This is a genomic window from Microbacterium sp. HM-570 (genome assembly GCF_054165885.1).
The window spans coordinates 1485434-1509464 of sequence record NZ_CM135111.1; the positions used below are offsets into that span (position 1 = coordinate 1485434).

Consider the following 24031-nt stretch of genomic DNA (forward strand, 5'->3'; position numbering starts at 1 on the left):
GACGATATCAGCCGCGGAATATAGCGTGTTATCGTGAACATGCTTCCTGACGATGCCCTGCCCCTCTCGGGCGGGATCGTCCGCCGCGCCACCCTCCTCGCGGACGGCCGCGAACTCTTCTACTACGACGACCCGGGTACCACGCTCGGCTCCGAGCGTGCCATCGATTCCCGCGCCCTCGGCGAGCGTCCCGCCACCGCGACCATGCGCCGCGATGCGTTGACCGGCGACTGGATCTCGGTCGCCGCCGCGCGACAGAACCGGGCCTTCCTGCCCCCCGCGCACCTCGATCCCCTCTCGCCGCAAACCCCCACCAACCCGTCCGAAATCCCCTCCCGGTACGACGTCGCGGTCTTCGAGAACAAGTCGCCGTCGTTCGGACCCGGACTCGCCGAGCCCACCGATACGGCCCCCCGCGCCGTCGACCCGCCCCAGGGTCTTACCGATCTCGTCGCACCCGGGCTCGGCCGCACCCGATCATCTGTCGGTCGCTGCGAGGTGGTGTGCTTCAGCCCCGAACACGAGGGATCCTTCGGCACGCAGACGACGACGCGCGCTCGCACGGTGATCGAGGCGTGGGCAGATCGCACCGCGGCGCTCTCGGCACTCCCCGGCATCCAGCAGGTCTTCCCGTTCGAGAACCGCGGCGAAGAGATCGGCGTGACGCTGCGTCACCCCCACGGTCAGATCTACGCGTACCCCTACATCACTCCGCGGACGTCGACCCTGCTCGCGTCGATCGAGCGCGAGGGACCCGACCTGTTCGAGCGGATCATCGCGTTCGAAGCCGACGGGCCGCGCGTTGTGCTCGAATCAGACCACTGGATCGCCTACGTGCCGTTCGCGGCCCGCTGGCCCGTCGAGATTCATCTCGCACCGAAGCGACACGTTCCCGACTTTGCCGCCACGAGTCCGGAGGAGCGCGACGAGTTGGCGGATGCCTATCTGCGTCTCTTGCGCGGCGTCGATCGCCTCTACGAAGCCCCGACCCCGTACATCGCCGCCTGGCACCAGGCTCCCGTGCACACCGGGCGCGACACTGTGCGCCTGCACCTGCAACTCACCTCCCCGCGGCGGGCGGCAGACAAGTTGAAGTACCTCGCGGGTTCTGAGGCGGCGATGGGCGCCTGGATCGGCGACATCGCCCCCGAGGACTCCGCGGCCCGCATCCGAGAGGCAATCGAGCGATGATCCCCACCTCTACAACCGACGCAGGCACCTGGTCGGCTCCGGGCCGCGCCAATCTGATCGGCGAGCACACGGACTACAACGAAGGCTTTGTGCTGCCGTTCGCGATCGAATACCGCACGCGCGTGACGGCGGCTCGCCGCAACGACCGCGTCGTCCACGTCGCGTCGACGTTCGATCCGAACCCGGTCGAAGTGGCACTCGTCGAGCTGCCGACCCTGTTCGACAGCCCTGACCACGGCATTCCCGAGTGGGCCGCCTACCCGCTCGGCGTCGCCTGGGCGGCCCTGCGCGCAACGGAGACGGACGTGCGCCAGCTGCCCGGCCTGGATCTGGCGTTTTCGTCCGACGTGCCGATCGGAGCCGGCCTGTCATCGTCGGCGGCCATCGAGGGCGCGGCCGCGAGCGCGCTGAACGACCTCTGGCACCTCGGACTCAGCCCGCTGGATCTCGCGAAGACCGGGCGGACGGCCGAGAACGATGCCGTCGGTGCCCCGACCGGCATCATGGATCAGGTCGCCTCGATGCTCGGGCGTGCCGATGCCGCGACGTTCCTGGATTGCCGGACGCTCGCGACCGAGAGCATCGACCTCGGCTTCGACGCGGCAGGTCTCCGGCTGCTCGTCATCGACACGCGCGTCAAGCACTCACACGCGACCGGCGGCTACGGCGAGCGCCGCGCGTCGTGCGAGCTGGGCGCGGCGTCGATGAATGTGCCCGCGCTGCGCGATCTGACGCTCGATGACCTTCCCCGGGCGCAGGCGCTCCTCGACGACGTCACCTTCCGGCGCGTCCGCCACATCGTCACGGAGAACTATCGCGTGCTCGATACCGTGCGGACGCTGCGCGAGAGCGGACCTCACGCGATCGGCGACCTGCTCGTCGCATCGCACGTCTCGATGCGCGACGACTTCGAGATCTCGACACCCGAGCTCGATACCGCTGTGGATGCCGCGCTCGCGGCCGGTGCGGTCGGCGCGCGGATGACCGGCGGCGGCTTCGGCGGGGCGGCGATCGCGCTCGTCGCCGAGGACCTCGTCGGTGCGGTGACGGGAGCGGTGCGTCGCGCGTTCTCGGACCGCTCCTTTGGCGCTCCGCACACCTTCACCGTGACGCCCTCCCGGGGCGCCGGGCGCGACGCGTAGGGGCGCCGCTCCAGGGCCCAGCACGACGCGGAAACACCCTGCCTACGCCCGACCCGGCCGGCTCGACGGCCCGCCCCGGATGGCGGGCCAGCCACACACCGGCGGGCGTCGCGGTGAGTCCGTGCACGAGCACCGACAAGGCGATCGTCAGGGTGACGGCGGGGAACACGAGGGCGTCGCCCGTGCGCTCCGCCGCGAGGCTCGCATAGAAGAGCGCCGAGACGCCGACGGGTCCGAACCACGACAGGAAGGCGGACTCGGTGCGCGTGTGCAATCGCCGATAGAGGGGGCGTGTCACCCAGATCCCCACGATCCGCCGGCCGAGCATCGCCAGGATGAGCACGGGGGGCCACGCCCAGCCGAGCTCGCCCCATTCGCCCCACGGCAGAATCACCCCGATCAGAGCGAACATGGGGATGATGATCACGCGTCCGAGCGCGTCGATCTCTTGCCCGAGTTCATGGCGCAGATCGCTCGTGATCCGGTCGCTGAACGCGGCGGCCGCGACGAAGACCGCGAGGATCGCGTCCGTGCCCAGCAGCCGGAAGATGCCGAGCACCGCGAGCGCCATGGCCACTCCGTAGCCCAGGTAGGAAGCACTCATCGTCCAGTTGCGCGATGCCGCCGTATCCATCAGATAGCCCGCCGCGGCGCCGAGGATGAGACCGCCGACGACGGGCGTGAGAACCTCCCAGAGCAGAACATGCCCTGCCCAATGAGACCACGCCTCACGGGTGGGACGCGCGAGCAGCAGAACCGGCAGCATGACGAGCAGAAAACCGAGTCCGTCGTTCAGTCCGCTCTCCGACGACATGTTGAAGCGGACGCGGGAGGGGATGCGCTTCTCGGCGATCGGGCCCGTCACGATGGGCGTCGTGACGACGGGGTCGGTCGGTGTGATGGCGGCGGCGATCAGCAGCGCCGTGAGCAGCGGCACGCCGAGCAATAGGACGGAACCTGCCGCGACGGCGAACATGACGAGCATCCCCACGCCGATGCTGGCGGCGACCCACCGTGCGTTCGCGCGCCAATAACCCGTCGGCAGACGCAGCGCGACACCCAGGAGCGAGATGGTCAGGACGAAGCGGGTGATCTCTTCCATCGCCTGCGGAGCGCGGAGGCCGAGGTCCGCAGGATCGATCAGCCCGCCGACGAACGGCCCTGCGACCACCCCGGCCATCATGGCGAGCACGAGCGGCGGCACCCCGACACGCTCGAGAATGAGCGAGAACGCGCTGAGCACGAACGTGAGCGCGGCGAAGAACGCGATGGCCGTGAACATGGCGGCGTCGACCGGGTGATCGCGTACGACCGGCGCGGGTTCGGCGCATCGTCCAAGACGGCGGCCGGGTCCGACTACGACACCTTCGCCGACGACCTGGCCGCTCTGCTGACCGCCCTCGACCTGCGCGACGTGGTGCTCGTGGGCTTCTCCATGGGAACGGGCGAGATCGCGCGCTACCTGTCGCGGCACGGCAGCGAGCGCATCGCGAAGGCCGCATTCCTCGGTTCGCTCGAGCCGTATCTGCTCATCACCGACGACAACCCCGACGGCGCCGGACCGCAGGAGTTCTTCGACGGCATCGCGGCGGACGTCGCATCCGACCGCTACGCGTTCGTGGCGAACTTCTTCGGCGACTTCTACAACCTCGACGACAACCTCGGCACGCGCATCTCGCAACAAGCCCTGGACGCCAGCATCCAGGTCGCCAACCAGGCCGGCAACGCTGCGATCGCCACCGCGCCCCTGACGTGGCCGACCGACTTCCGGCCCGACATCCCCGCCATCGACGTGCCCGCGCTCATCGTGCACGGCACTGCCGACAACATCCTGCCGATCGATGCGACGGCCCGGCGCTTCAGGGATCTGCTCCCCGCGGCGACCTACGTCGAGATCGAGGGAGCCCCGCACGGCATGCTCGTCACCCACGGTGACGAGGTGTCGCAGGTGCTGCTGGCGTTCTTGCGCGCCTGATCGCCCGGGTCGTTCAGGCCCCCGCGAGCATCTGCGCCACCTGCTCGCGCGTGAGCGGGACGTTCGGGAACGCCGCGAGGCGCCCGATCGGGAACGAGCCGAGCAGCTGGAGCATCTCGTCGGATCCTTCGCCCGAGCCGAACGCCGCGCCCATCAGAGCCCGCATCTGCTCACCCATCGCGGGGTGCGCCATCAGCTCGGCGATCAACGAATTGAGCGAGAGGGGCAGGACGAGTTCGTCGCCCGCGACCTCGACCGAGACGACCGAGCAGATGTCGCGGCTCGAAGCACCGATCTGCACCTCGTACTCGCCACCCTCGACGACCCAGCGGTCCACGCGCACGTCCCAGTACGCCAGGTCGGCTCGACGCAGCGTGCGCTCGACCTCACGCGTCTCGCCCGCCTCGAGCGCGACGCTCTGGAAGGCCTTGAGCTCGCGCGGTGCACGCTGGACGGACGAGCCGGGGAGGGACGTGTAGACCTGCACGAGTTCGCGACCGTCGCGATCACCGGTGTTGGTGACCGCGACGCGGACGACGATGTCACCTTTCGAGTCGACGGATGCCTCGGCCTCGCTGTACGAGAAGGTCGTGTACGACAGGCCATGCCCGAAGGGGAATGTCACATCGAGGCCGCGCTCGTCGTACCAGCGGTACCCGACGAACATGCCCTCGCCATAGCGCACGTGCCCGTGCTCGCCGGGGAAGTTGCCATACGAGGGGTTGTCTTCGAGCCGCACCGGGATGGTTTCGGCGAGGCGTCCCGACGGGTTCACCGCGCCGTAGAGCACGTCCGCCGTGGCCGAGCCACCCGCCTGGCCGAGCAGCCAGCCCTCGACGATCGCGGGTACCCGGTCGGCGAAGGGCAGCGCCACGACACCGCCGTTAGAGAGCATGACGACCGTGCGCGGGTTGGCGGCCAGGACGGCGTCGAGCAGCGCGAGCTGGTCTGCCGGCAGGTCAATGTGTTCGCGGTCGAAGCCCTCCGACTCGGCCGACGCCGGAAGACCGAGGAAGACGACGGCGACCTCGGACGCGGATGCCGCGGCCACAGCCTCGGCGCGAAGCGCTTCGGCATCACCGGAACCGTCGAGGGCGAACCCGGGTGCGTACGTCACCGCGCCCTCTGCCGCGTATTCGGCGAACCCATCGAGGGCACCGTCCAGTCGGGTGGGGTTGATGAGCGATGACCCGGCACCTTGGAAGCGCGGCGTCTCGGCGAAGGCGCCGATGACCGCCACCCTCTGCTCGGGCGCGAGCGGCAGCATCCCGTCGTCATTCTTCAGCAGCACGATCGCGCGTCCCGCGACCTCGCGTGCAAGGGCGTGGTGCGCATCGACGTCCAGCGGCCCGGCGATCGCGGGGCGTCGTCCGGCCTTCTGCACGAGGTCGAGCACGCGGCCCGCGACGACATCGAGCGCGGCCTCGTCGAGCGATCCGTCCCGCACCGCGGCAACGAGCTGGGCATCCGTTGCGCCACCACTCGCGGGCATCTCGAGATCGAGGCCCGCGATGACACCGGCGACCCGGTCGTTGACAGCACCCCAGTCCGAGACGACCAAACCATCGAAGCCCCACTCGTCGCGGAGGACGCTCGTCAGCAACCACGGGTCCTCCGAGGCATAGACACCGTTGATGCGGTTGTACGAGCACATCACGGTCCAGGGCTGCGCGTCCTCGATGGCGATCTGGAATCCGCGCAGGTATATCTCGCGGAGCGGGCGCGGGTCGACATCGCTCGAGACCCGCAGGCGATCGGTCTCTTGGTTGTTCGCGGCGAAGTGCTTGAGCGAGGCGCCGACCCCGCGGGACTGGATGCCGCGAACCAGCGCCCCGCCCATAACCCCCGAGACGATCGGGTCCTCGGACATGTACTCGAAGTTGCGACCGCAGAGCGGCGAACGCTTGATGTTGATGCCGGGGCCGAGGATGACGGCCACGTCCTCGATGGCGGATTCGATGCCCAAAGCTTCGCCGACGCGCACCGCGAGCTCGGGATCGAAGGTCGCGCTGAGCCCGACGGCGGGCGGGAAGCAGGTGGCGGGCACGCTGTTCCCGAGGCCGACGTGATCGTTCCCTTCGGCCTGTTTACGCAGGCCGTGCGGCCCGTCGGTCATCATGATGCTCGGCACGCCGGGTTGCGTCCCGGCACGCTCGATGGCCGTGGTGGTCCAGAAATCCGCACCGCTCGTGAGCGACGCCTTCTCTTCCAGCGTCAGGTCGGTGACGGACGGCTGGGTGACGGAATCGGACATGTTCACTCCCTTGTGGATGACGCGTGCTCTTCCTGCGCCATCAAAAGCGTATGTCGCTCGGTTTTTATTGGCAAGAGGCATCCGGTCTACGCTCTACCCATGAATCGACGAGGCTCCTACGCGAAAGGCGTTGCCAAACGCGAAGAGATCCTCACGACGGCGCTCGACGTGATCGCTCGCGAAGGCCTGCGGCGGACGTCGGTTCGAGAGTTGGCGGATGCTGCGGGACTCAGCCAAGCGGGACTGCTGCACTATTTCGACAGCAAGGAAGAGCTCTACACCGCAATCCTCCGCAAGCGCGACGAGGTCGAGCACGCGTCGCACGCACCCCGGGCAGAGCGCGAGGGGACAGCCGGTAATGCCGCCGAAGCGGTGCTGACATCGTTTCTCGACATCATTCGACACAACGCGGATGTACCCGGCCTGGTTCAGCTGTTCGCGCATATCTCGGTCGACGCGGCAGCGCCCGAGCATCCGGCGCACGAGTTCTTCCTCGACCGTCGGCGCTACCTCGGCGAACTCCTGATCCCGGCGATCACGACACTCCAGAACGAGGGGCGGATCGTCGACACCATTCCCCCCGCCACCCTCGCGACGGTGGTGCACGCTCTCGCCGACGGTCTGCAAACGCACTGGCTGCTCGACCCGAACCTCGACATGGCCGGAACGATCGACGCCCTGTTCCGCGCCCTCGACCCCCGAGTGGAGAACACCCGATGACCCCGACTGCCCCCGAGGCACACACCCTGCAGGGAGCCGTGCGCGGCATTCGCCACCGTACGCCTGGCGGCACCGGCGAGGCGTATCTCGGCATCCCGTTCGCCGAACCGCCCGTCGGCGACCTGCGCTTCGCTGCCCCCTCCGCGCCGCGTCCCGGGGAAGGCGTGCGCGACGCATCCGCATACGGGCCCACTCCCCTTCGGCATGACTTCGCCGACACCACCCTGATTCCCGAGCCGCCCGTGCCGGGCGACGCCACCTTGAACGTCAACGTCTTCACCCCCGCCGCCGATCCCGGCTCGCGCCTGCCGGTGTGGGTCTGGATTCACGGGGGCGGCTACACAACCGGGTCCCCCGCCAGCCCGTGGTTCGACGGTGCGGCGTTCGCCCGTGACGGGGTCGTGACGGTCACGCTGTCGTACCGGCTGGGCTTCGACGGGTTCGGATGGATCGAGGGCGCACCGCAGAACCGCGCGGTGCGCGACTGGCTCGCAGCCCTTGAGTGGGTGCGAGCGAACATCGGCTTCTTCGGCGGTGACCCCGACCGCGTCACGATCGCCGGGCAGTCGGCCGGCGGCGGCGCCGTGCTGACGTTGCTCGGGATGCCCGCGGCCCAACACCTGTTCCACCAGGTCTGGTGCTCGTCGCCCGCCCTCGGCGACATCGCAGCAGATCGGGCTCGCGCGATCGGCGCTCGCCTCGCCCAGCACCTCGGCGTCGCGCCCGACCGCGAGGGTTTCGCCACAATGGGTCCCGATGCGATCGTCGACGCCCAGGAACGCGCCACGCAAGAGCCCGACGCGAAGGGCCTGGCCGTCGCCCGCGGCCTGCTACGTGACGGCGTCGGCCTCGGTCCGGTCATCGACGGCGACCTGATTCCCCGGCCGACGCTCGAATCCCTCCGCGCGGGAATCGGTGCCAACAAGCCGCTCGTCATCGGCGCGAACGACGACGAGTTCACGATGATCACGATGGGTTCGAAGATTCTGCGCTTCGTCCCCGCGCGTCTCGCCCTGCGCGCTCTCGGTGCGAGCCGGAGGGTGGCTTCGCGCTACCTGAAAGACAATCGTGCGGTTCGGGGGCGCGGAACCGGCCGGCTCGTGGGTCGGTACGTGACCGACCACACATTCCGCGCGGGCGTGGCGCGCGTCGCCGATGCCCGGGCCAGTGCGGCGGGGAGCACGGATGCGCCGAGCGCCGGCACCTGGCTGTACCGGCTCTCCTGGATCTCACCGACGCACGGCATCGCCCTGCACTGTCTCGATGTGCCCTTCCTCTTCGACGTGCTGAATGCGCCTCGGGTGAGCGCGATCGCGGGCGACGCGCCCCCGCGCGCACTTGCCGCCGCGATGCACGGCGCCGCCGTCGAGTTCGTGCGCGACGGGGAGCCCGGTTGGGCGGCGACATCCCAGGGCAGACGTGGCGCCGCGCGGGTTTTCGATGTCGGAAGCTCATCTCCCGACATCGTTTCGGACGCCTACGCGTCGGTGGCCGCGCTCGGCTGACGACGGATCTCGGCCCCCGGCATCCGTCTCGCCATCACGTCGATCGCGTCGGGGTTGTGATCGATCAGCACCGCGCGCCGCCCGAGCTCGCCCGCGACGGCGCCCGTCGTGCCGCTGCCCGCGAAGGGATCGAGCACGGTATCGCCGGGGCGGGTCGATGCCGCGATCATGCGACGCAGGATCCCCTCGGGCTTCTGCGTCGGATATCCGGTCTTCTCCCGCCCTGTGGTGGGCACGATCGTGTGCCACCAGACATCCGTCGGCAGCTTTCCGCGCGCGGCCTTCTCGGGTGTGACCAACCCCGGCGCCATGTACGGTTCGCGATCGACGGCGTCGGAGTCGAAGACGTAGTTAGCCGGATCCTTGACGTAGACGAGGATCGTGTCGTGCTTGGTCGGCCACCGGCTGCGCGATTTGGCCCCGTAGTCGTATGCCCAGATGATCTCGTTCAAGAAGCAGTCCCGCCCGAAGAGGGCGTCGAGAGCCACCTTGGCGTAGTGCGACTCTCGGTAGTCGAGGTGCAGGTACAGCGTCCCGTCCGCGGTGAGAAGACGCCAGGCCTCCGCAAGGCGCGGCGCCAGGAAGTCCCAATAGTCGGTGAAGCGATCATCGTATGAACGGAGCAGGCCGACGACCCGCTCGTAGTCGCGGCCGTGGAAACCCCGGAAGACCGGGGCCGGGCTCACCAGAGCGGGCGCCTCCGCGGCCTGCGGGCGGGAGGAACCCTCTGTGGCGAGCGGGCGGGACGTGTGAATCGCTCTGCCCTGCACGCGGCCCGTGTTGAACGGCGGGTCGAGATAGATCAGCGAGAAAGAAGCATCCGGCATCGCGGCCATCGCCTGCAGGTTGTCATCCTGGACGACGACGACGGATGCTCCGGGCGCTGCGCCGATGACGGCCGCTTCGGGCGCTGGGTCGGTCACGGCACGCGGCGCAGCCAGGCGTCGGTCGCAAACTTCGACTCGACGAGTGCCGCCGCCTCGGCATATTCCTCGTCCGTGATATGTCCGGACTCGGCTCCGTAGAGGCGTGTGAAGGTTTGAACGAAGCGCTCGATCACCTCGTCGCGGGCCAGTCCCGTCTGCCGACGAAGGGGATCGACCCGCTTCGCGGCCGACACCGTGCCCTTGTCGCTCAGCTTCTCGCGACCGATGCGCAAGACCTCGGTCATCATCTGGCCGTCGATGTCGTAGCTGAGCGTCGCGTGATGCAGCACTCCACCGTTCGCGAGGCGTTTCTGGGCCGCACCGCCGATCTTGCCCGTGGGGCTCGCGATGTCGTTGAGCGGCTGGTAGGTCGCCTCGATGCCGAGGGAGCGAAGGGCCTGCAGCACCCAATCGTCGAGGAAGGCATACGACTCCGCGAAGGTCATGCCCGAGACGAGCGCCGCCGGAACGTAGAGGGAGTATGTGATGATCTGCCCCGCGGCCATCATCATCGCCCCGCCGCCCGAGATTCGACGGACGACATCGAATCCGTGGCGCGTCGCGCCCTCCGGGTCGACCTCATTGCGCAACGACTGGAACGATCCGATGACGACCGCCGACTCGTTCCACTCCCAGATGCGGAGTGTCGGACGTCGTCGCCCATCTCCGACACGAGCGGTCAGCACCTCATCGAGCGCGAGGTTCATGCGCGGCGAGACGGCAGGCTCGTGCACGACCTCCCAGTCGAAGTCGCTCCAGCCGGGCGCGGTCACGAGCGCCCGCCGCACCGCCGTGCCGACGGATTCCGGCGTGAAACCGAGCATCTGCGTGTCGGACGGAAGCGCCGCGCGCACCGCCGCCGCGATCGCCGTGACATCGGACGTTTCGGGTAGCCCTCGCACGGCGGCATCGATGGCTTCGAGGGCCGTGTCGGGCTCGAGGAAGAAGTCACCGGCCAGGTGGAAGTCAGAGATCAGGCCGTCGCGTACCTCGAGGTCGACGACGACGAGCTTGCCACCCGGGACCTTGTATTCGCCGTGCATGGCTCCAGACTAGGCGCGAACGGGAAAGCGCTTCTCGATCCAGGCCAGAAGGTCCGCACGGACCTCGACCTGCTGCACCTCGTTGAACACCTCGTGTCGGGCACCCGGGTAGATGAGCGTGGTGATGTCATCGAGCCCGCCGCGCTCGCGATACGCCCGGGCGAGACGGTGCGCGGATGTCGCGCCCCCGACCGTGTCTTCGCGTCCCACCATGATCAACACCGGCAGATCGGCGGTGCGCAGGTCGCGCAGCCCTCGCCGCGGTCGCCCGAAGAGTCGCGCCGCATCGATCGGACCGAAAAGCGCGAGCAGCGGGCGGTCGGTGGTCAGCGGGTCGGCGCCGAAGGCCTCCCCCACTGCGGGGTCGGACGAGAGCCACTCGCGCCCCGTGGCATCCGGCCCCTTCCACGGCGCATTGAGCGGCCCGGAATTGAGCGACGCGGGCCACCGCAGCGCCGTTCCGGTCAGGATCACGGCGTCGTAGGCGTCGGGGTGATCGTTCACGAGGATCTGAGCGAGGAACGACCCCCACGAGTGCCCCAGCAACACGAGCGGCAACTCGCGGTTCTCGGCGCGGATCAGCTCGGTGAACTGCCAGAGCGCCGCGACCGTGGCGGGCATGCCGCCCTTGCCCAGGCGCCCGAGATCGGCGGGGTCGCCATGCTGACGCAACCCCGTGCGACCATGACCGCGGTGATCGTCCGCGTACACCGTGTACCCGTTCGCGGTCAGGTCGTCGATCACTCGGGCATAGCGACCCGCGTGCTCGCCCACGCCGTGCAGCAATTGCACGACAGCTCGGGCGGGAGTCGAGGCGGGATGGACGTCGTAAACGATCGTCACGCCGTGGGCGTCGGTGTACTCCGGCATACCTCGAACCTACCGCCGAGAGCACCCTCACACGGGTGTAGAGTCGCGCCGTTCACGCGAGAAAGTGCCCCACCATGATCGATCGCTCCAACCGCCGTTGGGCGGGCTTGGTCTTCATCAGCATCGCCGTGTCGTTGATCATCGTCGACTCGACGATCGTCAACGTCGCGGTCCCCTCGATCGTCGACGAGCTGGGGCTCACCTCGACCGAGGTGCAGTGGGTGCAAGAGGCCTACACGCTCGTGTTCGCCTCGCTGCTGCTGTTGTTCGGCACCCTCGCCGACCGGATCGGACGACGTCGGCTGCTGCTGATCGGCGTGACGATCTTCGTCATCTCATCGGTCTTCGCCGCACTCGCGCCCGAGGCGCGCCTGCTGATCCTGGCGCGTCTCGTGCAGGGCATCGGCGGCGCCATGATCTTGCCGACGACCCTGTCGCTGATCAACGCGACCTTCCGCGGCCGCGAGCGCGGAATCGCCTTCGCCGTCTGGGGCTCGACGATCGGGGGCATGGCGGCGGTCGGCCCGCTCCTCGGCGGATGGCTCACCACGTCGTTCTCGTGGCGCTGGGCTTTTGCGATCAACATTCCCCTCGGCATCCTGATCTTCATCGGCGTGCTCCTCACCATCAACGAGTCGCGTGAGAGCACACGCCGGGCGCTCGACCTCGTCGGCGCGGCCCTGTCGGTGCTGATCTTCGGCCCGCTCGTCTTCGGCCTGATCGAGGGCCGTACCTACGGCTGGTGGCTCGCCGATCGCCCCTTCTCGATCGGTGGACTGACGTGGCCCGGGCCGCTGTCGCCCGTGCCCGTCGCGTTCGTGGTGACGGCCCTCGCGCTCGTCGCGTTCCTCGTCTGGACGCGCTACCGGCAGCACGTCGGGCGCAGTTCATTGCTCGATCTCTCGCTCTTCCGCATCGGGTCGTTCCGCAACGGCAACATCGCGGCGCTGGTCATCTCACTCGGTGAGTTCGGGTTGATCCTCTCGCTGCCGCTCTGGCTTCAGTTCGTGCTCGGCTTCGACGCACTGCAGACCGGGCTCGTCCTGCTCGCCCTCGCGATCGGCTCGTTCTTCGCCAGCGGCATCGTCGGGGCAACATCGGGGCGCATCCGGCCCGTCGTGATGGTGCGGATCGGAATCCTCGCGAGATGATCGGGGTCGCCTGGGTGGCGTTCATCATCGCGCCCGATGCGGGATGGGGATGGCTGCTGCCCGCGCTCTTCGTCTACGGCTTCGGTGTCGGGTTGGCGACGGCGCAGCTGACGGGCGTGATCCTGCAGGATGTGCCCGTGTCGCTCTCGGGTCAGGGATCGGGTGCGCAGTCGACCGCGCGCCAGGTGGGGTCGGCTCTCGGCATCGCGATCCTCGGCACGGTGCTATTCGCCGGCACGGCGGGCGTCCTCACCTCTCGACTCGACGACGCGGGCGTGCCGGTCGCCGAGCGCGATCAGCTTGTCAGCGCGGTGGTCGATTCCGCGGGCGGTGCGATCGCGGGCCTGGGCGAGAACCCCGAAACGGCGCCCTTCGTGGATGACGCGAAGGAGGCGTTCTCGGATGGCACGCGCTTCGCCGCGTTCACAGCCGCAGGATTCTTGGCGGTCGGGCTCGTCGCGACGCTGTCGCTCGGCTCGGCCCGCAGGCCGGACGACCAAGACGAAGAAAACGTTGCCGAGACGGCCGCTCCGTAGGCGCCGGATCATGCCCGGGTGCCGCGCGGATCAGCCCGATACTGCGGTATTCAGAGCCGGCCAGATCTCATCGGGGACATCGATCGCGACCAGTTCGTCGAGCTCTCGGAGACGCTCAACGGTCTTGATCCCCACGACGGTCGAGTCCACGAGCGGCGACCGGAGCGAATAGTGCAGGGCCGCAGCGGGAACCGGAACGCCGTAGTCACCGCACACCTCCTCGATCCGGCGCAGCCGCTCGAGGATCTCGTCCGACGGCGCACCGTAGGTGAAGGTGGAGGAGGCACCCTTGGCGAGGATGCCGCTGGCAAACGGGGCAGCATTGAACACCGTCATCCCCCGAGCCTGAGCCCGCTCGAACAGCGGCGTCGCGGATTGCCCGAGCAGCGTGAAGCAATTGTGGCTGAGGACAGCGTCGAAGGCACCGGTCTCGATGTACTCGATCATCTCGTCGATGGGATACGTCGCTATCCCGATCGCACCGACGACACCCGCGTCGCGCAACTCGAGAAGCCCCTCCACAGCGCCGCCCCGCCCCATCGCCTCGGCGACGCTGACGGCGTAGGGGTCATGAAAGTGCAGAAGCCGCACCCGATCGATCCCCAGTCGAGCACAGCTCTCGTCGAACGACCGCAGCACACGGTCGCGATCGAACGCCCCCGTGACGGGGTCCACATCGACCTTGGTGATGACGCGGGATGTCGCTTCCCCGCCGGCCTCGGCGAGCGCCAGACCCAGCACGGCCTCGGATCGCCCCTCGGAGTAGTTGTTCGATGTGTCGATGTAGGCGTGCGCGGACGCGAACATGGCGACCGCACTCGCGACGGCGGCTGCCTCCTCTCGGCTACCGGGTTCGGTATTCCGGCCGAGTCCAGACGTCCCGAGCGTGACCTTGCTGGGAATAAGAGCGCTGGGCGTGAAAGGGCTGGGGGTGAGAGTGATGATGCTGCCTCCTCGCGTGATCCATCAGTTTGCCACGACTATCAATTCCTTAGCATAGGTAATGACCTATGCTAAGGATCTATGTCGTCGCCCAACCTCGCCTCCGAAGCGTCTGCCGTCCGGCTCGCCGTCATGCGCTTCTCGCGACGCCTGCGCGCCGAGCGAGCGGTCAACTCGATGAGCGACGGGCAGATCGCGGTGCTCGGATGGCTGAACCTCAAGGGCCCCCACACGCTCGGTGAACTCGCCGAGCGTGAGCGTGTCTCGGCACCGTCGATGAACCGGATCATCAACTGCCTCGAGGAGTCCGGCTACGTCACCCGCACCTCGGACGCCGACGACCGCCGCAAGGTCAACATCGCCCTCAGCGATGCTGGGCGTGAGGTCGTGGCCGAAACGGTTCGCTTGCGCGACGCCTGGCTCGAGGCAGCGCTGGCCGATCTCTCCCCCGCCGAGCGGGCAACCCTCGCCGAGGCGGCCATCATCATGGCGCGGGTGGCCGAGCGATGAGCGCCATGTTCCGATCGTTTTCGATCTTCAACTACCGGGTCTGGTTCATCGGCGCGCTGGTGTCGAACGTCGGCGCCTGGATGCAGTCGACCGCGCAGAACTGGGTCGTGCTCACGCAGCTCACCGACAACGATCCAACGGCGGTCGGCATCACCATGGCGCTCCAGTTCGGCCCGCCGCTGCTGCTCGTGAGCGTCACGGGCTGGGTCGCCGATCGGTTCGAGCGAAGGCGGCTGCTGAAGCTCACCCAGAGCATCCTGTTGCTGCTCGCCATCGCGCTCGGCGTCCTGCTGCTCGCCGGCGCCATGACGCTGCCAATGATGTACGCATTCGCGCTGGCGCTCGGCGTGGTCATGGCGTTCGACAATCCGGCCCGGCAGACCTTCGTCACCGACCTGGTCTCGCGCGAGAACACCTCGAATGCCGTCGCCCTGAACGCGGCCTCGTTCAACGGCGCGCGCCTGATCGGCCCCGCGGTGGCCGGGCTGATGATCGTCGCGGTGGGCACGGGATGGGTGTTCCTCGTCAACGCGGCCACCTTCCTCGCGACAGTCATCGCGCTGCTGTTGATCCGCCAGAAAGAACTCGTGCCCCGCGCCGTTTCGCACGCGGGGTCGCGACTAGCCGACGGCTTCCGCTACGTGCGCGTCCGGCCCGATCTGATCGTCGTGTTCGTGATGGTCTTCCTCGTGGGCGCGTTCGGTATGAACTTCCCGATCTTCGCGTCCACCATGGCGCTCGAGTTCGGCCAGGGCGCCGACGGGTTCGGTCTTCTCTCGTCGATCCTTGCGATCGGTTCCGTGGCGGGTGCGCTGCTCGCCGCACGGCGCGACCGGGCCCGCCTGCGAGTCATCGTGCTCGCTACCATCGGATTCGCGCTGGCATCCGCCACATCCGTTCTCATGCCGACCTACTGGACCTACGCGGCAACGCAGATCCTGGTGGGCCTGTCGATCGTGACGATGCTCACGACGGCCAACGGATACGTGCAGACGACGACCGAACCGAGCCTGCGCGGGCGCGTCATGGCCCTCTACCTCGCGGTCATCATGGGCGGCACACCTATCGGTGCACCGATCGTGGGTTGGGTGGCCGCCGAACTCGGCCCCCGCGCGGCGATCCTCGTCGGCTCGGCCGCCGGTCTCACGGCGTTCATCATCGGGGTGACCTGGCTGCTGGCTTCGGGGCGCCTGCACCGCCATCGCACGCGTCGCTTCGCCCTGTCACTGGATCAGACGCGGCCGATCTCGGTCGTTGCGGGCGCGAACCCGACGCAGACCTAACACCACGACCGCGCGTGTCAACCGCCTTCCGCGTGCGCCCGGCCCGTGGTTTGGTGGGCGCCTCAGCGAAAGGAGGCAATCATGCCGCGCGGAAAGGACTCACGTCTGAAGGACCCGGAGATGTACGAGGCACTGCGAGATGACGGCGCCTCAAAAGAGAAGGCCGCACGGATCTCCAATGCCGCGGGCGGTACGAAAAAGGGCAGGTCCCGCGTCGGCAGCAGAGGTGGCGAGTCCGGCAGCTACGAAGACTGGACGGTTCCCGAGCTGAAGAAGCGCGCGAAGGAACTAGGACTTTCGGGCTACTCGGGCAAGAAGAAGGACGAACTGATTCGCACCCTCCGAGACCACTGACTCAGCCGCCCGGCCTCACACGCCGATCTCACACCTCGGAAGGCCCGCCCTGATCTGGAGGCTCAGGCCTCGCGCGTGATCGTGACGCGCACGAACAGCTGGCTCTTGAACGGGCCGGCGTACACGCCCCGGAGCGGCGGAACATCGTTGTAGTCACGCCCCCGGCCCACGAGCACGTGACGGTCACCGATTTCGATGTTGTTCGTCGGATCGAATCCCTGCCACTCGCCGGCGAACCACTCGACCCAGGCGTGGGACTCGCCCGTGACCGCGACACCGACCGCGGCGTCCGGCTTCGGGTGAAGGTATCCCGACACGTACCGCGCGGGGATCCCGACGGATCGCAGCGCCCCGAGCGCGATGTGCGCCATGTCTTGGCAGACGCCCTTGCGGGCATCCCACGCCTCGGCGGCGGTCGAGTGCACGCCGGTCACCCCCGACATGTATTCGACCGCATCGCCGATCGCGACGACGATGTCGTGCGCGGCCCGACCCGGGTCGTCGTGCTGGGACGCTATGGTCCGAGCGATCTCGGCAACGTCGGGATGCGGCATCGTCCGGTTCGTCTGTGCCAGCTGCTCCACCGTTTCGATCGAGCGAGCGGCCTCGGCCGCGAGCCACTCCCACGTGATGCCGCTGTGCTCGATGGGCCGTGGACGGACCTCGACCAGGCTGCGGGCCGTGATCTGCAGGTCGGCATGGGGCGAGAGAACATCGAAGGCGCTCACCCGGGTGCCGAAGTAGTCGACGTAGGTGTTGACGGATGTCGAGGGCTCGATGTCGAGCGACGAACTCAGCACGAACTGGCTCTCCGTGGTGCCGGGAAGCATCCGTGCCTCGTTGTACGACGCCGAAACGTCGCCCTGGTACGAGAATCCGGTCGCGTGCTCGATCCTCAGGCGCTTCACGAGATCTCCCCGATCCAGCTCGGTTCCGCCCGAGTCGGGAAGAACCGTTGGCGAATCGCCTCGGATGCCTCGCGCGTGACGCTCTGCACGCGGTCCATATGGCGGGGAAGTTCGCCCAAGATCTCACCGATCGGTCGATACTCGAGATCGTTGCGAATCTGCCCGAGCGCGCGCATCACGTTATTGGAATGTCCCACGCGGTCCGCGCGGGGGTCGATCGCGCTCATGCAGTCCTCGGCACGCTGGATGGAATAGATGATCGAACGGGGGAAGAGCCGGTCGAGCAGCAGGAACTCGGCCGCGTTCTTCGCGGACGGCATGCCGCGATAGGTCCGCAGGTACGCCTCGTATGCTCCGCAGGACCTCAGGATCGTCGTCCACGACGGGCCGGATGCCTCGGTCAGCGAGCGCGTCGCGAGCAAACGTGCGGTCATGTCGGCCCGTTCGATGCTGCGGCCCAGGGTGAAGAACTGCCACGACTCGTCGCGGCTGGTCGACGAGTCCACGATGCCGGTCGCGAGTGCGGCGCGCTCGCGCACCCACTGGAAGAACTCGTGCACCTTGTCGGTCTGTAGACGGCGCGGCATCCGCGCGCTCGTCGTGTTCAGGACCTCCCACAGTTCGGTCGAGACGATCTCTCGGGCTCGCCGAGCGTTCTCGCGCGCGGCTGTCAGCGAGTAGGCGATGCTCGCGGGGTTCATCCGGTCCACAGCCAACCGTGCCAGCACGTCGTCGCGGCGAATCGTCTCGGATGTGGCAGGAGCGGCCGAGCCCATGACGGTGAGCATCGCGCGGCACGCGATCTCTTCATCGATCCACGGATCCTCGAGCAGAAGCTGCAGGTGCACATCCAGGATGCGTGCGGTGCCATCGCTGCGTTCGATGTAACGGCCGATCCAGAACAGACTTTCAGCAATGCGGCTCAGCATGATTCGTCCTCGGCACCGGTCGTTTCGTCTCGCTGCGCTCGCTCAACGACCGACCGTCCGTCGGTCGTTGAGCGAGGCGCGAAGCGACGAGACGAAACGGGAGTACTGCCCTCGCTCTGCTGCTGCTGTTGCTCCTGCTGCTCGATGCGACTGCGGGGGCGGTCCTGCGGCGAATGGCTGACCTCGGACTGTCGCTCGTCCTCGCCCTCGTCGTAGATGATCGAGATCGACTCGGTCACCGTCGCGGCCTGATCCGCCACGAGTCCCGCCATTCCGTGCCCCTGGCCGTACTCGACGTGCGTCGGCGCGGAGCCTCCCACGATCCAGGTGTCCTTCGACCCGCCGCCCTGGCTCGAGTTGACGACGAGTTCACCCTCGGGCAGCGCGACGCGGGTCAACCCACCGGGCAGCACCCAGATGTCGTCACCATCATTCACGGCAAAAGGACGCAGGTCCGCGTGACGCGGGCGCATCCCGTCCTCGACCAGGGTCGGGATCGTCGAGAGCATCATGACGGGCTGTGCGATCCAGCCGCGGGGATCGGCGATCAGCCGTTTGTGCAGCTGATCGAGTTCGGCACGCGAGGCATCCGGTCCGACGACCAGCCCTTTGCCACCCGAGCCGTCCACGGGCTTGACCACGAGTTCGGGCAGACGATCCAGCACCTCTTCGAGCGCACCCGGATCTTCGAGGCGCCAGGTATCGACGATCGGCAGGATCGGCTCTTCCGAGAGGTAGTAGCGGACGAGGTCGGGCGTGTAGGTGTAGAGCAGCTTGTCATCGGCCACGCCGTTGCCGACCGCGTTGGCGATCGTGACGTTGCCGAGCCGCGCGGCGAGCATCACTCCGGGGGCTCCGAGCATCGAGTCGCTCCGGAACTTGAGGGGATCGAGGAAGTCGTCGTCGACGCGGCGGTAGATGACATCGACCCGACGGGGCCCGCGGGTCGTGCGCATGAAGACCTTGCCGCCCGCGCACAGCAGGTCACGCCCTTCGACGAGCTCCACACCCATCAGCCGGGCGAGCAGCGTGTGCTCGAAGTAGGCGGAGTTGTAGACGCCCGGAGTCAGGACGACGACGTTCGGCTCGTCGATTCCGGGCGGGGCGGATGCCCGGAGCGCGGCGAGGAGCTTGTTCGGGTAGTCGCCGACCGGTCGGACCCGCATCGACACGAAAAGTTCGGGAAGCGTCTGCGCCATGACACGACGGTTCGAGATGACGTAGCTCACACCGCTCGGCACACGCACGTTGTCTTCGAGGACGCGCATCTTGCCGTGCTCGTCTCGGATCAGGTCGATGCCCGACACCTGGATGCGCACACCGTTGGCGGAATGGATGCCGTGGGCCTGGCGATAGAAGTACTGCGACGAGGCGATGAGCTGCGCCGGAATCACGCCATCGCGGACGCAGTTCTGCCGTCCATACGCGTCATCCAGGAACGCCTCGAGAGCGCGCACGCGCTGCTTGATGCCCGCTTCGACATGCGACCACTCGTCGAAGTCGATGATGCGCGGAACGGCATCCAACGGGAAGGGCCGCTCTTCGCCCGCGAAGTCGAACGTGACACCCTGGGCCAGATACGAGCTCGCGAGCGAGTCGGTGCGCCCGCGTAACTCTTCTTGAGTCATCCGGGCAAGAGCCTGATAGAGCTCGCGATATGCCTGTCGGGACTCCGCGAGGGCTCCCGGATGCTCCGGCCCGCCGAACATCTCGTCGTAGGCGGGAAGGCCCTCGGCTGTCTTCCGCGGCGCAAGAGTTGAGCCGTAGCCGTCGAAAAGGTCACCCATCCCCCGAGCCTAGCCGTGGCCGTGTTGCCGCGATGTTTCGGTCTCGGCGCGGCTCACACACCTCCGCGACGGCTCATAGCGAATGCACTGCTCAGCCCCGCCCGCCGCGGCGTAGGCGCACGTAGGCTCTCACCATGACGCAGAGCGAGCGGCAACCGGGCCGGGTTTCGGCGGGCTGGGCCGGCGTCGCCGCGGTCGCGTTCGGGGCCGGCCTCGGCGAGTTGGCGGCGGCGATCATCTCGCCCACGGCCAGCCCTACGGCAAGCATCGGCTCGCTCATGATCGACCTCGCCCCACCGTGGGCCAAGGATCTGGCGATCGCCCTCTTCGGCACCCTCGACAAGATCGCGCTCCTCACCGGCATCGCCGTGGTCCTGGCACTCGTCGCCGCGGCGGCGGGTCTGCTCGAGACGCGACGACCACCCTGGGGTCGTGTGATCGTCCTGGCTCTCGGCGCGTTCGGCGTTCTGGCCGCCATGACCCGGGCGAACGCGACGGCGGTGTCGTGGCTGCCCTCGGTGATCTCGGCGGCGGCGGCCGCCGTCGCGCTCGGGATGATCGTGCGGCGGCTGCCGCGGCGGAGCCCGGCGAGTGTGGCGGTGTCGGTTGCCGCGACGGATGCGCCGACCACCCCCGCCCGGGACGGTGCCGATCCGGACCGACGTCGGTTCCTCGTCTGGAGCGTGGGAGCCGCGGTGATCGGAGGCTTCGCCGCCGTCGGCTCCACCGTGGTGCGCTCGGGGAGTCGAGCCGCGACGGCCGTTCGCGACGCCATCCGCCTCCCCGCTCCGGCGACCACGGCGGCACCCGTGCCGGCCGGCGCCGAGTTGAACATCGAGGGCCTCACCCCCGTCATCACGCCGAACGACCAGTTCTACCGCATCGACACCGCGCTCATCGTGCCGCAGGTCGACCCCGCCGAGTGGTCGCTGCGGATCCACGGGATGGTCGAAGAAGAGATCACGATCGGCTGGGATGAGCTGCTCGCGCTGCCTCTGGAAGAGAGCGTCACGACTCTGACGTGCGTCTCGAACGACGTGGGCGGCGATCTGATCGGAAATGCCCTGTGGCTCGGCTATCCGATCCGGCAGCTGCTGGAACGCGCGCGCCCCACATCCGGGGCCGACATGGTGCTCTCGCGCTCGATCGACGGCTTCACCGCGAGCAGCCCGATCGAGGCGTTGACCGACGATCGCAATGCGATCCTTGCGGTCGCCATGAACGGCGACCCCTTGCCCGCCGAGCACGGCTTCCCCGTGCGGATGGTGGTTCCGGGCCTGTACGGCTACGTTTCGGCGACGAAGTGGGTCGTCGAGATGGAGGTCACGACCTTCGCGGATGCGACCGCGTACTGGACAGACCGTGGGTGGTCGGAACGGGGCCCCATCAAGCTGCAGTCGCGCATCGACGTGCCACGCAGCGGATCGGTGCTCGCCGCGGGCGACACGGTCATCGCCGGGGTGGCGTGGCAGCAGCACGTCGGTATCTCGGGCGTCGAAGTCCAGATCGATGGCGGCGACTGGCAGGACGCGACGCTCGCCACCGCGATCTCGGACGACACGTGGGTGCAGTGGAGCCTGCCGTGGGCCGCGGCATCCGGTGAGCACACCATCCGCTGCCGTGCGACGAACGTCGAGGGTGAAACGCAGACGAGCGACGTGCAGGGTGTCGTGCCCGACGGCGCGACGGGTTGGGATGAGCTCAGCATCCGCGTGAGCTGACGCTCGGTTCGGACGTTTCGTCTCGCTGCGCTCGCTCAACGACCGAGGTTCCGGTCATTGAGCGAGGAGCGCAGCGACCGAGGTTCCGGTCATTGAGCGAGGAGCGCAGCGACGAGACGAAATGCCCGCTCGTCAGTCGGCGAGCACGAGACGCAGCTGTTCGACAGCCCAATCGAGCTCGGTCGCACGGACTACGAGGGGCGGGGCGATCCGGATCGTCTGACCGTGGGTGTCCTTCACGAGCACACCCCGAGCGAGCAGCTTCTCGGCCACCTCGCGACCCGTGCCGATCGCCGGGTCGATGTCGACGCCCGCCCAGAGCCCGGCCCGGCGCACCGCGGTCACGCCCGAGCCGACCAGCTCCGCGAGCTTCGCCCCGAGGTGTTCGCCCAGCGCGAGGGCACGCTCCTGGAACTCGCCCGATGCCAGCATCTCGACGACCCGCAGACCGACCGCGGCGGCCAGCGGGTTACCGCCGAACGTCGACCCGTGCTCCCCGGGCCGGATGACGCCCAGCACATCGGCGTTCGCGACGACCGCAGAAAGGGGCAGGATGCCTCCGCCCAGTGCCTTGCCCAGCAGGTACACGTCGGGCACGACGTCCTCACGATCGCAGGCGAAGGTCGTGCCGACGCGTCCGAGCCCGGACTGGATCTCGTCCGCGATCATCAGCACACCGTGGCGCTCGGTGATCTCGCGCACCGCGCGCAGGTAGCCCTCGGGCGGCACGATCACACCGGCCTCGCCCTGGATCGGCTCTATCAGCACGGCCGCGGTGTTCTCGTCGATCGCGGCCTCGATCGCGGCGGTATCGCCGAACGGGACCTGCACGAACCCGGGCGCGTACGGCCCGAAGTCGTTGCGCGCCTGCGGATCATCGCTGAAGCCGACGATCGTGGTCGTTCGGCCGTGGAAGTTGCCGTCCGCGACGACGATGGTCGCCGCATCCGGGGCGATGCCCTTGACCCGATAGCCCCAGGCGCGCGCGAGCTTGATGCCGGTCTCGACGGCCTCGGCGCCCGTGTTCATCGGAAGCACCATGTCTTTTCCGGCAAGCTCGGCGAGCGCTGCGGCGAAGGGACCGAGCCGGTCGTTGTGATAAGCCCGGCTCGTCAGCGTCAGGCGATCGAGCTGCTCGCGCGCGGCCTCGAGGATCGCCGGATGTCCGTGGCCGAAGTTCAACGCCGAGTAGGCCGAGAGCAGGTCGAGGTAGCGTTTGCCCTCGACATCCGTGACCCACGCGCCATCACCCCGTGCGATGACGACGGGCAGCGGGTGGTAGTTGTGGGCGAGGTGTTCGCCCTCGAGCGCGACGACACGGATGCTCGCGGTGTCGAGATTCGTCATGATGCGCGGCCTCTCAATTCCAGCGTGCAGCATTTGATGCCACCGCCGCCGAGCAGCAGCTCGGACAGGTCGATCAGGATCGGGTTGTAGCCCCGCTCGCGCAGCTGCGCTTCGAAGCCCGTCGCGCGGGGCGAGATCAGCACGTTCCGCCCGTCGCTCGCCGAGTTCAGGCCGAAGACGTCGCCGTCCGCCTCCGAGACACGGATGGCGTCGGGGTAGCGCTCGGCGAGTACGGCCTGGCTCGCGGCATCGAAGGCCTGGGGCAGATAGGCGATGGTGGCATGATCTGATCCTCCGCGCTCGGCACCCTGCACGGGGTCGAGCACAGCGATCGCGGTGTCGAGGTGGTAGAACCGAGGGTCGGTCAGGGTCAGGCTCACGACCTCGCGCCCGAAGACCTCGCCCACTTCGCGGTGGCTGTCACCCGTCGAGCGGAAGCCGGTGCCGGCCAGGATCGTGTCGCCGACGAGGAGGATGTCGCCCTCGCCCTCGTTGGTCTCGACGGCCTCGGTGAGTTCGAACCCGTTCGCGGCGAACCAGGCGTTGAAGTGCGCGGCCTCGGGGGCGCGCTCGGCGAAGTGGAACTTCGGCCCGTAGGCGACGCCGTCGATCAGGAATCCGCCGTTGGCCGTGTAAACCATGTCGGGCAGGCCGGGCACGGGATCGATCAGCTCGACCTCGTGCCCGAGCGCGATGTACGTGTCGTAGAGGGTCTGCCACTGCCGCAACGCCGTCTCGGTGTTGGTCGGGCGGCTGGGTTCCATCCACGGGTTGATGCTGTAGCTGACCGTGAAGTGGTCAGGCCGACACATCAGGTATCGGCGGTGCTGCGCGGCGCGTCCCGCGGTCGGCGCCGTGGTGGGCTCTGCGGCGGGGGAAAGGGGGTGCGTCGACATCTCTGCTCCTGGGTAGAGGTGCGGCGGACGCTGTCCTGAGG

At 68.3% G+C, this 24031-nt stretch carries 19 protein-coding genes and 2 pseudogenes; 10 read left to right on the forward strand and 11 right to left on the reverse strand.

What is annotated here, in order from left to right:
• Positions 1-39 precede the first annotated feature (39 nt).
• Together galT and galK are read left to right on the forward strand one after the other, a co-directional pair.
• Positions 40-1191 carry a galactose-1-phosphate uridylyltransferase gene (gene galT, locus ACT9TC_RS07030; protein WP_458042889.1) on the forward strand — a complete coding sequence of 384 codons (1152 nt, stop codon included), beginning with the start codon at positions 40-42 and terminating at the stop codon, positions 1189-1191.
• Positions 1188-2333: a galactokinase gene (galK, locus tag ACT9TC_RS07035; RefSeq protein ID WP_458042651.1), complete on the forward strand. Its 1146-nt coding sequence runs from the start codon at positions 1188-1190 to the stop codon at positions 2331-2333. Before galT ends, galK begins: the two co-directional genes overlap by 4 nt.
• On the opposite strand, the gene ACT9TC_RS07040 is transcribed toward galK, so the two are convergent.
• The gene (locus ACT9TC_RS07040; protein WP_458042652.1) at positions 2293-3615 is read right to left on the reverse strand and encodes a cation:proton antiporter domain-containing protein; all 1323 of its coding nucleotides are present in this window, start codon (positions 3613-3615) and stop codon (positions 2293-2295) included. The two genes, galK and ACT9TC_RS07040, sit on opposite strands and share 41 nt — an antisense overlap.
• Before the next feature lie 12 nt (positions 3616-3627).
• Here ACT9TC_RS07040 and ACT9TC_RS07045 point away from each other — a divergent pair.
• Positions 3628-4308, forward strand: a pseudogene (locus ACT9TC_RS07045) (alpha/beta fold hydrolase); the annotation flags it as partial.
• A gap of 13 nt (positions 4309-4321) precedes the next feature.
• On the opposite strand, the gene ACT9TC_RS07050 reads toward ACT9TC_RS07045, so the two are convergent.
• Positions 4322-6562 (reverse strand): glycoside hydrolase family 3 C-terminal domain-containing protein, encoded by a 2241-nt coding sequence (locus tag ACT9TC_RS07050; protein ID WP_458042653.1) that lies wholly within the window; start codon positions 6560-6562, stop codon positions 4322-4324.
• Positions 6563-6661: 99 nt separating this feature from the next.
• Between ACT9TC_RS07050 and ACT9TC_RS07055 the strand changes: the two genes are divergently transcribed.
• Together ACT9TC_RS07055 and ACT9TC_RS07060 are read left to right on the forward strand one after the other, a co-directional pair.
• Positions 6662-7282: a TetR/AcrR family transcriptional regulator gene (locus tag ACT9TC_RS07055; RefSeq protein WP_458042654.1), complete on the forward strand. Its 621-nt coding sequence runs from the start codon at positions 6662-6664 to the stop codon at positions 7280-7282.
• Complete coding sequence (locus tag ACT9TC_RS07060; protein ID WP_458042655.1) at positions 7279-8787, forward strand: carboxylesterase/lipase family protein; 1509 nt, start codon at positions 7279-7281, stop codon at positions 8785-8787. The genes ACT9TC_RS07055 and ACT9TC_RS07060 overlap by 4 nt, the downstream gene beginning before the upstream one ends.
• Here the strand turns inward: ACT9TC_RS07060 and ACT9TC_RS07065 are convergent.
• The 3 genes from ACT9TC_RS07065 to ACT9TC_RS07075 are packed head-to-tail and all read right to left on the reverse strand — an operon-like array spanning position 8760 to position 11626.
• Positions 8760-9710, reverse strand: coding sequence for a DNA-methyltransferase (locus tag ACT9TC_RS07065; protein WP_458042656.1), 951 nt, complete (start codon positions 9708-9710; stop codon positions 8760-8762). The genes ACT9TC_RS07060 and ACT9TC_RS07065 overlap by 28 nt on opposite strands.
• Complete coding sequence (locus tag ACT9TC_RS07070) at positions 9707-10756, reverse strand: lipoyl protein ligase domain-containing protein (RefSeq protein ID WP_458042657.1); 1050 nt, start codon at positions 10754-10756, stop codon at positions 9707-9709. Before ACT9TC_RS07070 ends, ACT9TC_RS07065 begins: the two co-directional genes overlap by 4 nt.
• Before the next feature lie 9 nt (positions 10757-10765).
• Complete coding sequence (locus ACT9TC_RS07075; protein WP_458042658.1) at positions 10766-11626, reverse strand: alpha/beta fold hydrolase; 861 nt, start codon at positions 11624-11626, stop codon at positions 10766-10768.
• A 74-nt stretch (positions 11627-11700) separates the two neighbouring features.
• Here ACT9TC_RS07075 and ACT9TC_RS07080 point away from each other — a divergent pair.
• Positions 11701-13313, forward strand: a pseudogene (locus ACT9TC_RS07080) (DHA2 family efflux MFS transporter permease subunit).
• A 30-nt stretch (positions 13314-13343) separates the two neighbouring features.
• On the opposite strand, the gene ACT9TC_RS07085 reads toward ACT9TC_RS07080, so the two are convergent.
• Entirely contained in the window at positions 13344-14276 is a 933-nt protein-coding gene (locus ACT9TC_RS07085) for an aldo/keto reductase (protein WP_458042890.1), read from the reverse strand.
• Between the two features lie 60 nt (positions 14277-14336).
• Between ACT9TC_RS07085 and ACT9TC_RS07090 the strand changes: the two genes are divergently transcribed.
• From ACT9TC_RS07090 to ACT9TC_RS07100, 3 genes are all read left to right on the forward strand, one after another.
• Entirely contained in the window at positions 14337-14765 is a 429-nt protein-coding gene (locus tag ACT9TC_RS07090; RefSeq protein WP_458042659.1) for a MarR family winged helix-turn-helix transcriptional regulator, read from the forward strand.
• Positions 14766-14770: 5 nt separating this feature from the next.
• Positions 14771-16048: an MFS transporter gene (locus ACT9TC_RS07095; RefSeq protein WP_458042660.1), complete on the forward strand. Its 1278-nt coding sequence runs from the start codon at positions 14771-14773 to the stop codon at positions 16046-16048.
• 81 nt (positions 16049-16129) lie between these two features.
• On the forward strand, positions 16130-16402 hold the full coding sequence (locus tag ACT9TC_RS07100; RefSeq protein WP_458042661.1) for a DUF7218 family protein: 273 nt from the start codon (positions 16130-16132) through the stop codon (positions 16400-16402).
• Positions 16403-16464: 62 nt separating this feature from the next.
• On the opposite strand, the gene ACT9TC_RS07105 is transcribed toward ACT9TC_RS07100, so the two are convergent.
• The 3 genes from ACT9TC_RS07105 to ACT9TC_RS07115 are packed head-to-tail and all read right to left on the reverse strand — an operon-like array spanning position 16465 to position 20026.
• Positions 16465-17310: a transglutaminase family protein gene (locus ACT9TC_RS07105; RefSeq protein ID WP_458042662.1), complete on the reverse strand. Its 846-nt coding sequence runs from the start codon at positions 17308-17310 to the stop codon at positions 16465-16467.
• The gene (locus ACT9TC_RS07110; protein WP_458042663.1) at positions 17307-18239 is read right to left on the reverse strand and encodes an alpha-E domain-containing protein; all 933 of its coding nucleotides are present in this window, start codon (positions 18237-18239) and stop codon (positions 17307-17309) included. The genes ACT9TC_RS07105 and ACT9TC_RS07110 overlap by 4 nt, the downstream gene beginning before the upstream one ends.
• Positions 18233-20026 carry a circularly permuted type 2 ATP-grasp protein gene (locus tag ACT9TC_RS07115; RefSeq protein WP_458042664.1) on the reverse strand — a complete coding sequence of 598 codons (1794 nt, stop codon included), beginning with the start codon at positions 20024-20026 and terminating at the stop codon, positions 18233-18235. The genes ACT9TC_RS07110 and ACT9TC_RS07115 overlap by 7 nt, the downstream gene beginning before the upstream one ends.
• A gap of 134 nt (positions 20027-20160) precedes the next feature.
• On the opposite strand from ACT9TC_RS07115, the gene ACT9TC_RS07120 reads away from it, so the two are divergent.
• The gene (locus tag ACT9TC_RS07120) at positions 20161-21747 is read left to right on the forward strand and encodes a molybdopterin-dependent oxidoreductase (protein WP_458042665.1); all 1587 of its coding nucleotides are present in this window, start codon (positions 20161-20163) and stop codon (positions 21745-21747) included.
• Positions 21748-21879: 132 nt separating this feature from the next.
• On the opposite strand, the gene rocD is transcribed toward ACT9TC_RS07120, so the two are convergent.
• Positions 21880-23094: an ornithine--oxo-acid transaminase gene (gene rocD / locus ACT9TC_RS07125; protein ID WP_458042666.1), complete on the reverse strand. Its 1215-nt coding sequence runs from the start codon at positions 23092-23094 to the stop codon at positions 21880-21882.
• On the reverse strand, positions 23091-23990 hold the full coding sequence (gene ddaH, locus ACT9TC_RS07130) for a dimethylargininase (RefSeq protein ID WP_458042667.1): 900 nt from the start codon (positions 23988-23990) through the stop codon (positions 23091-23093). Before ddaH ends, rocD begins: the two co-directional genes overlap by 4 nt.
• Between the last annotated feature and the right edge of the window lie 41 nt (positions 23991-24031).